Annotated in this window: 13 protein-coding genes and 1 pseudogene; 13 read left to right on the plus strand and 1 reads right to left on the minus strand. The window is 75.4% G+C overall.

What is annotated here, in order from left to right:
• Positions 1–19: 19 nt before the first annotated feature.
• Positions 20–1006, plus strand: coding sequence for an ABC transporter substrate-binding protein (locus Ae505Ps2_RS14955; RefSeq protein ID WP_083695742.1), 987 nt, complete (start codon positions 20–22; stop codon positions 1004–1006).
• An 11-nt stretch (positions 1007–1017) separates the two neighbouring features.
• Here Ae505Ps2_RS14955 and Ae505Ps2_RS14960 read toward each other — a convergent pair whose 3' ends face one another.
• Positions 1018–1893, minus strand: coding sequence for a LysR substrate-binding domain-containing protein (locus tag Ae505Ps2_RS14960; protein WP_075553714.1), 876 nt, complete (start codon positions 1891–1893; stop codon positions 1018–1020).
• Between the two features lie 96 nt (positions 1894–1989).
• On the opposite strand from Ae505Ps2_RS14960, the gene Ae505Ps2_RS34020 reads away from it, so the two are divergent.
• The 12 genes and pseudogenes from Ae505Ps2_RS34020 (at position 1990) to Ae505Ps2_RS15005 (ending at position 14282) form a co-directional block, all read left to right on the plus strand.
• Positions 1990–2121, plus strand: coding sequence for a hypothetical protein (locus Ae505Ps2_RS34020; protein WP_255407920.1), 132 nt, complete (start codon positions 1990–1992; stop codon positions 2119–2121).
• A gap of 124 nt (positions 2122–2245) precedes the next feature.
• Positions 2246–3010 (plus strand): lysophospholipase, encoded by a 765-nt coding sequence (locus tag Ae505Ps2_RS14965; RefSeq protein ID WP_075553715.1) that lies wholly within the window; start codon positions 2246–2248, stop codon positions 3008–3010.
• Positions 3011–3021: 11 nt separating this feature from the next.
• Positions 3022–3903: pseudogene (locus Ae505Ps2_RS33425) on the plus strand (2-dehydropantoate 2-reductase N-terminal domain-containing protein); the annotation flags it as partial.
• An 87-nt stretch (positions 3904–3990) separates the two neighbouring features.
• A complete protein-coding gene (locus Ae505Ps2_RS33430; protein ID WP_233147782.1) occupies positions 3991–4824 on the plus strand; it encodes a sulfurtransferase in 834 nt (277 codons plus the stop codon).
• Positions 4825–4949: 125 nt separating this feature from the next.
• Positions 4950–5093: a hypothetical protein gene (locus Ae505Ps2_RS32030; RefSeq protein ID WP_020622810.1), complete on the plus strand. Its 144-nt coding sequence runs from the start codon at positions 4950–4952 to the stop codon at positions 5091–5093.
• A gap of 178 nt (positions 5094–5271) precedes the next feature.
• Positions 5272–6615: an FAD-linked oxidase C-terminal domain-containing protein gene (locus tag Ae505Ps2_RS14975; protein WP_075307408.1), complete on the plus strand. Its 1344-nt coding sequence runs from the start codon at positions 5272–5274 to the stop codon at positions 6613–6615.
• 110 nt (positions 6616–6725) lie between these two features.
• Positions 6726–7940 (plus strand): LLM class flavin-dependent oxidoreductase, encoded by a 1215-nt coding sequence (locus Ae505Ps2_RS14980; protein ID WP_233147606.1) that lies wholly within the window; start codon positions 6726–6728, stop codon positions 7938–7940.
• Positions 7937–9139, plus strand: a complete 1203-nt coding sequence (locus Ae505Ps2_RS14985) for an acyl-CoA dehydrogenase family protein (RefSeq protein WP_075307405.1) — start codon at positions 7937–7939, stop codon at positions 9137–9139. The genes Ae505Ps2_RS14980 and Ae505Ps2_RS14985 overlap by 4 nt, the downstream gene beginning before the upstream one ends.
• Positions 9136–10779 (plus strand): ABC transporter substrate-binding protein, encoded by a 1644-nt coding sequence (locus tag Ae505Ps2_RS14990; RefSeq protein ID WP_075553716.1) that lies wholly within the window; start codon positions 9136–9138, stop codon positions 10777–10779. The genes Ae505Ps2_RS14985 and Ae505Ps2_RS14990 overlap by 4 nt, the downstream gene beginning before the upstream one ends.
• A 7-nt stretch (positions 10780–10786) precedes the next feature.
• Positions 10787–11752: an ABC transporter permease gene (locus Ae505Ps2_RS14995; RefSeq protein ID WP_020623331.1), complete on the plus strand. Its 966-nt coding sequence runs from the start codon at positions 10787–10789 to the stop codon at positions 11750–11752.
• The gene (locus Ae505Ps2_RS15000) at positions 11749–12606 is read left to right on the plus strand and encodes an ABC transporter permease (protein WP_020623332.1); all 858 of its coding nucleotides are present in this window, start codon (positions 11749–11751) and stop codon (positions 12604–12606) included. Before Ae505Ps2_RS14995 ends, Ae505Ps2_RS15000 begins: the two co-directional genes overlap by 4 nt.
• Positions 12585–14282, plus strand: coding sequence for an ABC transporter ATP-binding protein (locus Ae505Ps2_RS15005; protein WP_075553717.1), 1698 nt, complete (start codon positions 12585–12587; stop codon positions 14280–14282). The genes Ae505Ps2_RS15000 and Ae505Ps2_RS15005 overlap by 22 nt, the downstream gene beginning before the upstream one ends.
• Positions 14283–14300 lie beyond the last annotated feature (18 nt).

The raw sequence follows: 14300 nt of genomic DNA on the forward strand, positions 1-14300 counted from the left end.
CCTCCCCACAGGAGTATCGATGTCCCGGATCCCCCGGCCGCTGCGCCACCTGCGCCTCGCGGCCGTCGCCCTCGTCCTGCCCCTGGTCGCCGCCGTCGGCTGCGCCGGCGCCGATCCCGACCAGGCCGCCCCGGTGGACCCCGGGACGGCGGTGAACACCAGCCCGGAGCAGAACCGTGTCCGTGCGGACCGCATCGAGGCCATCGCCGCGACGGTCCCCGCCGCGGTCCGCGAGTCGGGAGAGCTCACCGTGGCCACCACCGGCAGCGGGAACCCGCCGCTGTCCTTCCGCGCCGACGACGACCGCACCGTCATCGGCGTCGAGCCGGACCTGGCCCAGCTCGTCGCGGACACGCTCGGGCTGCGGCTCGACCTGCAGCCGACGTCGTGGGAGAACCTGTTCCTCGGGGTCGAGTCCGGCACCTACGACGCGGGGTTCTCCAACATCACCGTGACCGAGGAGCGCAAGGACAAGTACGACTTCGCGACCTACCGCGTCGACACCGTCACCTTCGAGGCCCGCAACGCGGGGAGGGTGGAGCGGATCGAGAAGCCCGCCGACATCTCCGGGCTCACCATCGGTGTCGCGCCCGGCACCAACCAGGAGCAGATCCTGGTCGAGTGGAACCGGCAGAACGAGGCGGCGGGGGTCGCACCGGCGACGATCCAGTACTACCAGAACACCGGTGACTACTACCTCGCCCTGGACTCCGGACGCCTCGACGCCTACCTCGGCCCGAACCCCGGCGTCGCCTACCACGTCGCCACCGGTGGCACGACGAAGGCGGTCGGCTCGCTCAACGGCGGCGGCGGGGGAGTGCAGGCCGACATCGCGGCCATGACCCGCCGCGGCGACGGGCTGGTCGGCCCGATCCACGAGGCGATCGACGCGCTCATCGCGAGCGGCAAGTACGGCGAGGTGCTGGCGCGGTGGCACCTGGAGAACGAGGCGCTGCAGGACTCCCGGATCAACCCGCCCGGGCTGCCGCGCCGGGCGGCGTCCTGAGCGGCGAGCGGTCAGCCGGCCGGGGGCGGGTGGTCCCCGGCCGGCGGCAGCACCGCGGCCAGCGCCGCGCTGGCCGTCTCGACCAGCCGGGGGTCGGCCCCGGCCCGGACCCGCAGGTGCAGCGGCTCCGACGGCGCCCCGGGCAGGTCGGTGCACTCCTCCAGCCCCTCGGGCGGGTCGCCCAGCCCGGCGACGAGCGCGACCCCCAGACCACCGCGCACCGCGTTCAGCACCCCGGCGAGGTAGGCGGCCTCCCCGACGACGGTCGCCGCCATCCCGGCGGCGGACAGCGTCTGCAGGGCGCGACGCCGGATGGTGCACGGCGAGTCGATCACGACCAGCGGCACCGGACCGTCCGCGGGACGACGCCAGCCCGGCGCCGCGTACCAGGTCAGCGGGATCGCCCCGGCGGCGACGCCGGGGCCCTCGACCACGTCGCCGATGTACATCGCCAGATCGAGCGTGCCGCGGTCGACGGCGTCGTTCAGCCGGCTGGAGCGGTCGAGCCGGAAGCGCACCGCGGTACCGGGGAACACCTCCTGCAGCCGCTCCATGACCCGGGGCAGCAGCTCGTCCGCGGCGTGCTCGGTGGAGCCCAGCACCAGGGACTCGCGGGTGTCGCCGACGCCGAGACGGCGCAGTGCGTCGTCGTGGGCGGCCAGGATGCGACGGACCTCGCCGAGCAGCGCCTCGCCCTCGGCGGTGAACCGGCTGACCCGGCCGTCCTTGCGGACCAGCGGGCGTCCGACGGCCTTCTCCAGGCGACGGACGTGCTGGCTGACCGCGGACTGGGACAACGTCAGGGACTGCGCCGCGCGGTGGAACCCGCCCTGGTCGGCGACGGCGACGATGCTCCGCAGCGCGGTGATGTCGAGGACGGCGGGCACGGTACCGAGGCTACCGACAATGATCGCGGATCGCGATCGGTTGTGATGCGCATTCGTCGTTGGACCCGGGCGCCCCGGCCGTCTGTGATGGTGGGCATGACCCGCCCGCGCTCCGCGACCCCCGGCCGGCACGTTCCGGCCGCCGTCGCGTGCCGTGACGGCGGGCTCACGCGTCGCCGGGTCGTCGACCACGGCACCGTCTGCTCCGCGGCCTGTCCGGCCCGCTGAACCACGGGTCGGTCGCGACCCGTCCGGAGCGCGCGGCCCCGGTCGCCCTCCGCCGGCCCTCCCCGGGCCGGTGTCCTCCGGCGTCACCCGAGACGACGTCACCCGAGAAAGAGATGAGTCCTCCATGACTGCAGTCGGCACGACCCCGGTCCTCGCGTCCTGGACCGAGCCCGAGGGCATCCGTCCCCGCGGCACCGTCGTCGTCGTCCCGGGCCGCGGCGAGCACGCCGCGGTCTACGAGCGGTTCGGCAGGCGCATCGCCGCCGACGGCTACCGCGTCTGGGCGGTCAGCGACCCCACCGTCGACGCCGCCCGCACCCTGGGTCAGATCCGCTCGCTGCTCGACCGCACCCCGTCCGAGGAGCCGGGTGAGGCCGGTCCGCCGCCGCGGGTGCTGGTCGGCTCCGACACCGGCGCGCTGTTCGCGGCCGGGCTGGTCGCCGACGGCGCGGCCGGCATCGACGGCCTCGTGCTGGCCGGGCTCCCGCTGCACACCACCCCGGGCGCACCGGACTGGGCCGACGAGCTCGCGCTGCGCACGTCCTGCCCGACCCATCGCGGCCGCCTCGACGCCGACGACACCGTCCGCCGCGGCGCGCTCACCGGCCGGCTCCCCGACGGCTGGGTCGACCGGGCCCGCCCGGCCGCGATCGGGGTGCCGGTCCTCGGCCTGCACGGCGCCGCCGACGCGGTCAGCCCGCTCGCCGACGTCCGCGACTTCTACGCCGCCCTCCCGGACGGGGAGCTGGTCGGCGTCGCCGGCGGTGTGCACGACGCCCTCAACGACGCGACCCACCGCATCGCCGCCGCCACCGCGGTGCTGTTCCTGGAGCGGCTGCGTGTCGGGTCCCCGCTGGCCCGGGTCGAGGTCGCGGCGGTGCCGCGGTGACGCGTTACGTCGTGGTCGGCGCCGGGGCGGTCGGCGCCACGCTGGCCGCCGAGCTGCACCTCGCCGGGCGCGAGGTCGTGCTCGTCGCCCGCGGTGCGCAGCTCGCCGCGCTCCGCGGCGGCCTGCGGTACCTGCGTCCCGAGGGGGAGCGGCGGGTCGGCGTACCCGCCGCCGCGCAGGACGAGGTGACCCTGCGCGCCGACGACGTGCTCCTGCTGGCCACGAAGGCCCAGGACGCCGACGCGGCGCTGGCCCACTGGGCCGCACGCCCGGTCGCCGACGGCACCGCGGCCGTGTCGCTCCCGGTCGTCGTGCTGCAGAACGGCCTGGACACCGAGCGGGCCGCGCTGCGCCGGTTCACGACCGTGTACGGCGCCGTCGTGCGCTCGCCGACGGCCTACCTCACCCCCGGCGAGGTCGTCTCGCCGGGCGCACCCGCGGCCGGGCTGGTCTGGCTCGGCCGGTACCCGGCGGGCCGCGACGCGCGCGCCGAGGAGATCGCCGCCGACCTGACCGCGGCCCGCCACCCCACCCAGCTCGTCGACGACGTGCCGCGCTGGAAGGCGGGCAAGCTCCCGCAGGTGCTGGGCAACGCGCTCGACGCGCTCTACCCGCCGGGGCGACTGCGTGAGCGGGCCGCGGCCGCGCTGCGCGCCGAGGCCCGCGAGGTGTACCGGGCCGCGGGCGTCGACCCGGCCGACCACCGTGCGGAGTCCACCGCGGACCTCGGTTCGCTGGTGGTGCGGCCGGTGCCCGGAGCACCGGCCGCGGGGCGTTCCACCTGGCAGAGCCTGCGCCGCGGGGTGAGCCCGGAGACCGACTTCCTCAACGGCGAGATCGTGCTGCTCGCCGGTCTGCACGGCACCACGGCGCCGCGCAACGCCGCCGTCGCGGACCGGGTGCGCCGCGCCGTCGCCGACGGGGCCGGGGCGCACGACCTCGACGACGCCGACCTGGCCGCGACCCTGCCCTCGGTGTCCGTGCTCGTCGACGCGGGTGCGCTGGCCGCCGAGCTGGCGGGGGACACCCCGCCGGTGCTGCTCGACGTCCGCTGGGCCCTCGGCGACCCGCACGGGCGCGAGCACCACCGTGCCGGGCACCTGCCCGGCGCGGTGTACGTGCCGCTGGACACCGAGCTCGCCGCGCACTCCGACGACCCCCGCGACGGCCGCCACCCACTGCCCGACGTCGCGGCCCTGCAGACGGCGGCGCGGCGCTGGGGCGTGCGCGCCGACCGCCCGGTCGTGGTGTACGACGCCACCGGCGGGCTCGCCGCCGGGCGCGCGTGGTGGTTGCTGCGCTGGGCCGGGCACGACGACGTCCGGCTGCTCGACGGCGGCCTGGCCGCCTGGACCGCCGCGGGCCTGCCCGTCGAGTCCGGGGACGTGCCCGACCCCGAGCCCGGCGACGTCGTGCTCACCGGCGGCGCGCTGCCGGTCCTCGACGCCGACTCCGCCGCCGCGCTGGCCCGCGACGGGCTGCTGCTCGACGCCCGCGCCGGGGAGCGCTACCGCGGTGAGACCGAGCCGGTCGACCCGCGCGCCGGGCACGTCCCCGGCGCGGTGAGCGCTCCCACCGGGGGCAACCTCGCCCCCGACGGCCGCTTCCGCGACCCCGCCGCGCTGCGCGCCCGCTTCGCCGCGCTCGGTGCGCTCGACCGGCCGGTCGGTGTCTACTGCGGATCCGGGGTGACCGCCGCCCACCAGGTGGCCGCGCTCGCCGCGGTCGGTGTGCGCGCCGCGCTGTACCCGGGGTCCTGGTCGGCGTGGTCGAACGACCCGGCGCGCCCGGTCGCCACCGGGGCGCGGCCGTGACCGGCGCCGAGGCCCGCACGCCGCCCGGACGGGGCGCCACGCGGTCATCGATCGCGTCGCGTGATCGGAACCGATCCCGATTCGTCGCTGGACCCCGACCGGTCGTCCGGGATTCACTCGTCGGTGTGGACACGACGACCTCGACCGGGCCCGCGGCGCCGCGCCGCCGTCCGGCACCGTCGTGCCCGCCGCCCGCGCCGACCGGGTTCACCCGGCGCCGCGTGATCGACCACGGCACCGTGTTCTCCGCGGGCTGTCGCGCCCGCTGAGACCCGGCCGCAGCGCCGCCCCCCGGGTCCCTCCTCCGGTCCCTGCGTGCCCCCACCGCGCGCCGCCCTCCCGACCCGCCCTCCCGGCGGGCCCGCCCCCGCCGTACCGCCCTGCGGTCCGCGGCGGGGCGCCGAACCGGAAGCAGACCTCCCTGTGCCCAGCCGTGCCGTCAGCACCGTGACCCACCCCCGTACCGACCCGTCCGCCCTGACGGGATGGAGCACCGACCCGGCCGTCCGGACCGCCGCCCGCCTGGACCGCTCCGGGTTCGACCCGGGCTCGATCCCGGATGCCGTCGTCGCCGCCCGCTCGGTGGACGACGTCGTCGAGCTGCTGACCCACGCCCACGCCACCGGCACCCCGGTCGTCGTCCGCGGGGCCGGGACCGGGCTGTCCGGGGGAGCGGTCGCCGGGGCCGGGAGCGTGGTGCTCGACCTGAGCGGTCTCGACCGGATCGTGGAGATCTCCCCCGTCGACGAGCTCGCCGTCGTCGAGGCCGGGGTCCTCACCGCCGACCTCGATGCCGCGGCCGCCGCGCACGGCCTGCGCTACGCCCCGGACCCGGCCAGCGCGGCGATCTCCACGATCGGCGGGAACATCGCGACCAACGCGGGCGGGCTGCGCTGCGCCAAGTACGGCGTCACCCGCGAGGCCGTGCTCGGCCTGGACGTCGTCCTCGCCGACGGCCGCCGGGTCGCCACCGGACGGCGCACCGTCAAGGGCGTCGCCGGCTACGACCTGACCGGGCTGTTCGTCGGTTCCGAGGGGACCCTCGGGGTGGTCGTCGGCGCGACCGTCCGGCTGCGGCCGGTCCCGGTCGCGACCGCGACCCTGGCCGCCTGGTTCGACGACGTCACCACGGCCGCCGCCGCGGCCGCCGCGATCACCGCGGCCCGGCTGCAGCCCGCCGTCGCCGAGCTGCTCGACACGACGTGCCTGGACGCGATCGCCGCGGCCGGCGGGGCCGCGTCGCACGGGGCGGCGTTCCTGCTGGTCCAGACCGACGGTTTCGGCGCCGCCGCGGAGATCGACGCGGTGCGCGCCGTGGTCGCCCCGCTCGCGTCGCGGGTCGACCTCGCCACCGACGACGCCGGGTCGCAGGCTCTGCTCGCCACCCGCCGCGCCGGACTGCCGGCCCTGGAGCGGCTGGGCCGGGTCCTCGTCGAGGACGTCGCGGTGCCGCGCTCGCGGCTCGCCGAGGCGGTCACCGCGATCGCCGCGATCTCGGCCCGCAGCGGGATCCGGATCGCGACGATGGCGCACGCCGCCGACGGCAACCTGCACCCGATCCTCGTCCTCGAACCGGGCCGTGAGCTCGACCAGCAGGTGTGGGACGTCGCCGGGGAGGTGTTCGCGACGGCACTGCGCCTGGGCGGCACGCTGACCGGGGAGCACGGCGTCGGCCTGCTCAAGCGCCGCTGGCTGCGCGACGAGCTCGGCGACGACCTGGTGGACCTGCAGCAGCGGCTGCGATCGGTGTTCGACCCCCGCGGCGTCCTCAACCCCGGCAAGGCCCTCTGACCTCCCCGGGCCGCAGCGCCCGACCGCCCACCCGTGACCCGACACCCGCCCCGGACGTGCCGCACCGCCGCGCCCCGGCCGTCCGCCCGTACCCGCACCGAGGAGACACCGTGCCCGACACGCCCGTGACCGCCCCGTCCGACACCGTTCCCGAGACGGCCGCCCGCCGCGTCGAGTTCATCTCGCTGTCGCACCTGAACCCCTCCACCGAGCTCGCCCCGCTGCCGACCCGCGGCATCGACCTGCCCTACTTCCGGCGCTACGTGCGCACCCTGGAGGAGTCCGGCTACGACTACACGCTGCTGCCCTACGGCTCGAACACCGCGGACTCCTTCGTCGTGGCCTCCGCGGTCGGACAGCTCACCGAGCGGCTGCGCCCGATCGTCGCCGTCCGGCCGAACACCGCCTTCCCCCTGGTGGTGGCCCAGCAGCTCGCCACGCTCGACCAGCTGACCGAGGGGCGCGCCGTCGTCCACCTCATCTCCGGCGGCAGCGACGCCGAGCAGGCCCGCCAGGGCGACTACCTGCCCAAGGCCCGCCGCTACGCCCGCACCAGCGAGTTCATCACGCTGCTGCGCCGCGCCTGGACCGAGACCGAGGCGTTCGGCCACGACGGGGAGTTCTACCGCTTCGACGACTTCGGGCCCGGCTTCGCGCCCTACGGCGACACCATCCCGATCTCCATCGGCGGCCAGTCCGACGAGGCGTTCGAGATCGGTGGCCGGCAGGCCGACGTGTTCAGCTTCTGGGGCGAGCCGCTCGCCGACATCCGCGCCCAGATCGGCCGGGTGCACGCGATCGCCGACGCCGCGGGCCGGCCGCGGCCGCGGATCTGGGTGACCTTCCGCCCGATCGTCGACCGCACCGACGAGCTGGCGTGGGCCAAGGCCTACCGCTACGCCGACGCCATCGGTGCGAGCTTCCGGCGCGGCGCGACCAAGCACCGCTTCACCGGCAGCCCGCAGAACGTCGGCTCGCAGCGGGCACTGGAGTTCGCCGCTCGCGCCGAGGTCTACGACCGTGCGCTGTGGACCCGCACCGCCGCCGTCACGAACGCGGGCGGTGCGTCGACCGCGCTGGTCGGCACCCCCGAGACCGTCGCCGCGGCGATCGTCGACTACATCGACCTGGGTGCCGACCTCGTGTCCATCCGCGGCTACGACACCCTCGCCGACGCCGCCGACTACGGCCGCCGGGTGCTGCCCCTGGTCCGTGAGGAGCTCGCGCACCGCGACGCCACCGGGCGCCGGGGCACCCTGCAGGCCGACCACCCGGGCGCGTTCGCCCCTGATTTCGACGCCGACGCGCTGGCCGGTGTCCTGTGACCGCGCTCGACGAGCGGACCGCGGCGCTCCCGGTCCCGGACCTGTCCGACGCCGCGTTGGCCGCGGTGACCGCCGAGCTCGCCGCCACGGCCGAGACCTACGACCGCAGCGGTGCCGTCCCCGAGGCGGGCATCGCCGCGGTGCACCGGGCCGGGCTGCTCACCGCCACCGTGGCCCGGCGGCACGGCGGCCCCGGGGTGTCGCTGCTCGACGCGGCCCGGATCCTCGTCGCGCTCGGCGAGGGCGACCCCTCGGTCGCCCTGATCACCGCGAACACCCTCAACGCGCACCAGGGCCAGGCCGCCGCCGCGACCTGGCCGGAGGCCACCTACGCGGAGATCCTGCGCCGCTCGGTGCACGAGCCGGTCCTGATCAACGCGGTGCGTGCCGAGCCCGAGCTGGGTGCCCCGGCCCGCGGCGGGCTGCCCGCCACCGTCGCCCGCCGCACCCGCGACGGTTGGTCGCTCTCCGGCCGCAAGGCCTACGCCACCGGTGGCACCGCGCTGGCCCACCACGTGGTCTGGGCGGTCACCGACGACGACGAGCCGCGCGTCGGGCACCTGCTCGTGCCCGCCGACGCCCCGGGCATCAGCTGGGTCGAGACCTGGGACCACCTGGGCCTGCGCGCCTCGAACACCCATGACGTGGTCTACGACGACGTCGCGCTCCCGCTCGACGCGTTCGTCGAGATCCCCCGCGGCGACGACGGCGTCTACCGCGACCCGGCCGCCGTCACCGGCCCGGCGAGCCTCGGCCACCCCGCGCTCTACGTCGGGGTGGCGCGCGCCGCCCGGGCCGCGTTCGTCCGCTACGCCCGCGAGCGGGTCCCCACCGCGCTCGGGCGCCCGATCGCCGAGACCGACCGCATCCGCACCGTCGCCGGCGAGATCGACGCCCACGTCGCGCAGGCCGAGACCCTCCTGTACGGGGCCCTGCTGCGCGCGGGCTCCGGCGAGACCTCGCACCTGCCGCAGCTCTCGCTGCTCAAGGTGCAGATCGCCCGCTCGGCGATCACGGCGGTCGAGACCGCCGTCGCCGCGCTGGGCAACCCCGCGCTCACCCGACACCTGCCGTTCGAACGGCACCTGCGGGACGTGCTCTGCGTGCGGGTCCACCCGCCGCAGGCGGACGCCGCGTTCCTCGACGCCGGCCGCCGCCTCCTGTCCCGCCCCACCCCGCAGGAAGAGAACCCCCGATGACCACCCCCTCCCGCCGGTCGGTGCTGCGCGCCGCCGCCGGTGTCCTCGCCGCCGCCGTCCTCGCGTCGGCCTGCGGCACCGGAGCGGTGCAGAACACCGCCGCCGGCGCCCCCACCGAGGGCGGCGACCTGACCTTCCTCATCGACTCGCTCGGCGACACCTGGGTCCCGAACGACAGCTCGATCTCCAGCTTCCAGGGCCACGTGTGGGGCCACGTCACCGACAAGCTCGTCTACGTCGACGACAAGGGCGCCGTGTCGCCGTGGGTCGCGCAGAGCTGGCAGCAGAACGCCGACGCCACCGAGTTCACCCTGAAGCTGCGTCCCGGTGTCACGTTCTCCGACGGGTCCCCGGTCGACGCGGCCGCCGTCGTCGCGAACCTCGACATCTGGGCCAAGGGCCGCCCCGACGAGGGCATCAAGCCGATCGGGCTGTTCCCGAAGACCTACCAGGCCGCCCGGGCGGTCGACCCCACGACGGTGCAGGTCACGTTCCGCTCGCCGACGCTGGGCTTCATCCCGACCCTGGGCTACCACGGCTCGATCCTGATCTCGCCGAAGACGCTCGCACTGCCCGCCGCCCAGCAGGCCGACCTGTCGAACGACATCGGCTCCGGCCCGTACGTCGTCGAGTCCTGGCGCGACGACGACAACGTCGTGCTCCGCAAGCGCCCCGACTACGACTGGGCGCCCGCCGCGCTGGACCACCAGGGCCCGGCCCGGATCGACACGCTGACCTACAAGGTCGTCTCCGAGCAGCAGGTCCGCACCTCCTCGGTGCAGTCCGGGCAGGCCGACGTCGCCTACAACCCCTCGCCCAAGGAGCTGGAGACGCTCAAGGCGCAGGGCCTGACCACCGCCACCCCGCGCTACCTCGGCTTCGTCAACGGCTTCGCGCTGAACACGACGGTCGCCCCGTTCGACGACGTCCGCGTCCGCCAGGCCGTGCAGCACGCCATCGACCGCGACGAGATCATCGCGACCGTCTACACCCCGGACTGGCAGAAGGCCGAGTCGTTCATCCAGAGCAACGTCCCCGGTGCCACCGACCACTCGTCGTCGTTCGCCTTCGACGTGGCGAAGGCCACGGCGCTGCTCGACCAGGCCGGCTGGGTGCCCGGCCCCGACGGGATCCGCGTCAAGGACGGGAAGCGTCTCTCGGTCACGCTGCACCCCAACCCCTACCTCGCCACCTCGAGGGCGATCGACGAGCTGATCGCCCAGCAGCTGCGCAAGGTCGGGATCGAGGCGCCGATCCAGGCACTCGACGTCGTCAACTACACGCAGAAGGTCGTCGTCGGGAGCCCCACGGTGCCCGCCTACGAGGTCACCCGCAGCTTCATCGACGCCGGCACCGTCTCCGGCGTGCTCACCGACGCGAACAAGGGGGAGAACTGGTTCGGCCTCGGCCGCAGCGACCAGAAGCTCGACCAGCTCGCCGACGGCATCGCCGGGGCGAAGGACCCCGCCGCGCGCAACGAGCTCCTCGACCAGCTGCAGGCCCACGTCCTCGACCAGGGGTACTTCGTGCCGATCACCCAGATCGTGCAGCGCATCTACGCGCAGTCCCCGCGGGTGCAGGGCGTGACCTACAACGGCGTCGCCTACGCGAACTACTACACCGCATGGCTGCAGGACTGATCGCGCGATGAACCGGGACTACGTCAGCTACGCGCTGCGCCGCGCCGGGCAGTCGCTCGTCGTGGTGGCCCTCGCCTACGTGTTCACCTTCGTCGTGATCAGCGTCCTGCCGGGCGACCCGGTGACGACGACGCTGCGCAACCCCGAGAACGGGTTCACCGAGGAGGAGATCGCGCGGATCGTGGCCTACTACGGCCTCGACCGCCCCGTCCCGGTCCAGCTGTGGGAGTCGGCGTCCCGGTTCGTGACGGGCGACCTCGGCCTCTCGCTGCGGTCCAACCTGCCGGTGTCCGGGATGGTGGCCGAGGCGCTGCCCTCCACCCTGGCGCTCGCCGCATCGGCCATGACGATCGCCGTCGTGATCGCCTTCGGCGTCGCGTTCGGTGTGCACCGGCTGCCCGCCCCGTACAGCTCGATCCTGCGGTCGGTGCCCGCGCTGTCGCTGTCGGCGCCGACCTTCCTGGTCGGGCTGCTGCTGATCCAGGTGTTCTCCTTCCGGCTCGGGTGGTTCCGGGCCATCGACGCCGACTCCGCCGTCGCGACCTTCTTCGCGGCGCTCACCCTCGGGATCTGGGTCTCCGCCCAGATCGCCGAGGTGCTCATCGCCAACCTCGATCACGAGGCCGACCAGGAGTACGTGGCGGTGGCCCGCTCCCGCGGGCTCACCCGGACCCGGCTGCTGGCGCGGCACCTGCTCCGGCCGTCGTCGCTGCCGGTGGTGACGGTCTTCGCGCTGATGGTCGGTGAGGTCCTCGGCGGCGCGGTGATCATCGAGGCGGTCTTCGGGCGCACCGGGCTCGGCAGTCTCGTCGAACGCTCGGTCGCCATGCAGGACCTGCCCGTCCTGCAGGCGGTGGTCACCCTCGCCGCCGTCGTGTTCGTCGTCGTCAACCTCGTCGCCGACCTGGTCTATCCGCTGCTCGACCCGCGGGTGCGACCGGTGGCCCGCCAGGAAGCAGGAGTGACCGCATGAGCGCCCCCGCCCTCACCCGCACCGACGGGGCACCCGAGCCGGACGCCCGCGCCGCCCGGACCCGTCGGTGGGCGCCGCCGACGGTGCTGGCCTCGTTCGTGGTCGTCGCGCTCGTGCTGGCCTGGGCGGTCGCGCCCGGGCTGTTCACCAGCCACGACCCGGTCGACGGGATCCCCTCGGAGCTGTTCCGCCCACCCGGCGCCGGGCACCTGCTCGGCACCGATCAGCTGGGCCGTGACGTGTTCGCCCGGATCGTGCACGGCACCGCGTCCTCGGTGACCAGCGCGCTGGTCGCGGTTGCGATCGGTGTCCTCGTGGGTGGCGCGATCGGGCTGCTCGCCGGGTTCCTCGGCGGCCTCGTCGACGTCGTGCTCGCCCGGCTCGTCGACGTCCTGCTCGCCATCCCCAGCTTCCTGCTCGCCGTGGTGATCGTCAGCGCGCTGGGGTTCCAGACCATCAACGCCGCCGTCGCCACCGGCATCTCCGCGATCGCGGTGTTCGCCAGGGTGATGCGCTCGGAGGTGCTCAAGACCCGCTCGGCCGTCTACGTCGAGGCCGCCCTGCTGCTCGGCGGCTCCCGCTGGCACGTGCTGCTGCGCCACGTCCTGCCCAACGCCTCGCGCTCGGTGCTGCAGCTCGCCGTCCTGCAGTTCGGGCTCTCGGTGCTGGTCATCGCCAGCCTCGCGTTCCTCGGCTACGGCGACCCGCCGCCCGCCTCGGACTGGGGTCTGCTCGTCGCGACCGGCAAGGACTACCCGCTGGCGCCCTGGCTCGTCTGGGCGCCGGCACTCGTCACGATCGTCACCGTCCTCTCCGTGAACAGGATCAGCCGATGGCTCCGCACGACCGACTGACCGGCACCGTCCTCGACACCGACACCGACACCGACACCGACACCGGTGCCGATCCCGCCGGCGCCGCGGAACCCACCGACCTGCCCGGACCGCCGCTGCTGCGGGTCTCGGACCTGACCGTGCACTACGGCCACCACCGCGTCGTGTCCGGTGTGGACCTGACACTGGCCGCGGGCGGCTCGCTCGCGGTGATCGGCGAGTCCGGATCGGGCAAGTCCACGATCGCCCGCTCGCTGCTGCGGCTGCTGCCCACACCCGGCCGGGCCACCGGCCGGGTCGAGGTCGACGGCCGCGAGGTGCTGGGCCTGTCCGAGCGCGCGTTCCGGCCACTGCGGGGACGCACCCTCGGGTTCGTCCCGCAGGATCCGGCCAGCTCGCTCAACCCGGTCCGCACCATCGGCTCGCAGGCCCTGGAGGCGGCCGCGCTCGCCGCCGGCGTCGCGCCCGCGGACCGGCGCGCCCTGGTGCTCGACACCCTGGAGCGCGTCGGGCTGCCCGACCCGGTCCGGGTCTACGGTGCCTACCCGCACCAGCTCTCCGGCGGGATGCTGCAACGCGTCCTCATCGGCCTCGCGGTCCTGCCCCAGCCGTCGCTGCTGGTCGCCGACGAGCCGACCTCGGCGCTCGACGTGACCGTGCAGCGCCGCATCCTCGACCTGCTCACCGGTCTGCGCACCGAGCTCGGGATCGGGCTGTTGCTGATCACCCACGACCTGGCCGTCGCCGCCGACCGGGCCGAGGAGCTGCTCGTGCTCAAGGACGGCACCGTGCAGGAGACCGGCCCGACCCGGCAGGTCTCGCAGCGCCCGGCCTCGGAGTACGCGCGCCGGCTGCACGCCGACGTGCCCGCGCTGCACCCCGACCGCTGGGCCGAGCTGCGCGCGGTCGGACGGGCACGGTCCGGGGCCGAGCCGCGGATCGAGCTCGACGGCGTCGCCAAGACCTTCCCGGGCGGTGTCGTCGCCGCCGACGATGTGTCGTTCCGCGTGCCGTCGGGCACCACCCACGCGCTGGTCGGTGAGTCCGGGTCGGGCAAGACGACCGCGGTCCGGATGCTGCTCGGCCTGGAGCGGCCCGACGCCGGGCGGATCGTCGTCGCGGGTCGCACGCTGCACGGCCGCTCGCGCGCCGAGCTGCGCGACATCCGTCGCCACCTGCAGCTCGTCTACCAGAACCCGTTCACCTCGCTGGACCCGCGATGGAAGGTCGGACGGCTGGTCCGCGAGCCGCTGGACCGGTTCCGGGTCGGCGACCGCGGCGAGCGCACCGCGCTGGTGCGGGCCGCCCTCGCCTCGGTCGGTCTGGCCGAGGAGCTGCTCGACCGGCGCCCGGCCGCGCTGTCGGGCGGGCAGCGGCAGCGGGTCGCGCTCGCCCGCGCCCTGGTGCTGCGACCGGACGTGATCGTGCTCGACGAGCCGACCTCCGCGCTCGACGTCACGGTGCAGGCCGGGATCGTGGAGACGCTGCTGCGGCTGCAGGCCGAGCTGGGGCTCACCTACGTGTTCGTCTCGCACGACCTGGCACTGGTCCGCCAGCTCGCGCACACGGTGTCGGTGCTCCAGCACGGACGCGTGGTCGAGTCCGGTCCGGTCGCGTCGATCTTCGACGAGCCGCGCGCGGAGTACACCCGCACGCTGCTCGCCTCGCTGCCCGGGACCGGGCGGGCCGCCGCGTGAACGCCCCGGCCACGTCGT

Source organism: Pseudonocardia sp. Ae505_Ps2, from assembly GCF_001932425.1.
GTDB lineage: Bacteria > Actinomycetota > Actinomycetes > Mycobacteriales > Pseudonocardiaceae > Pseudonocardia.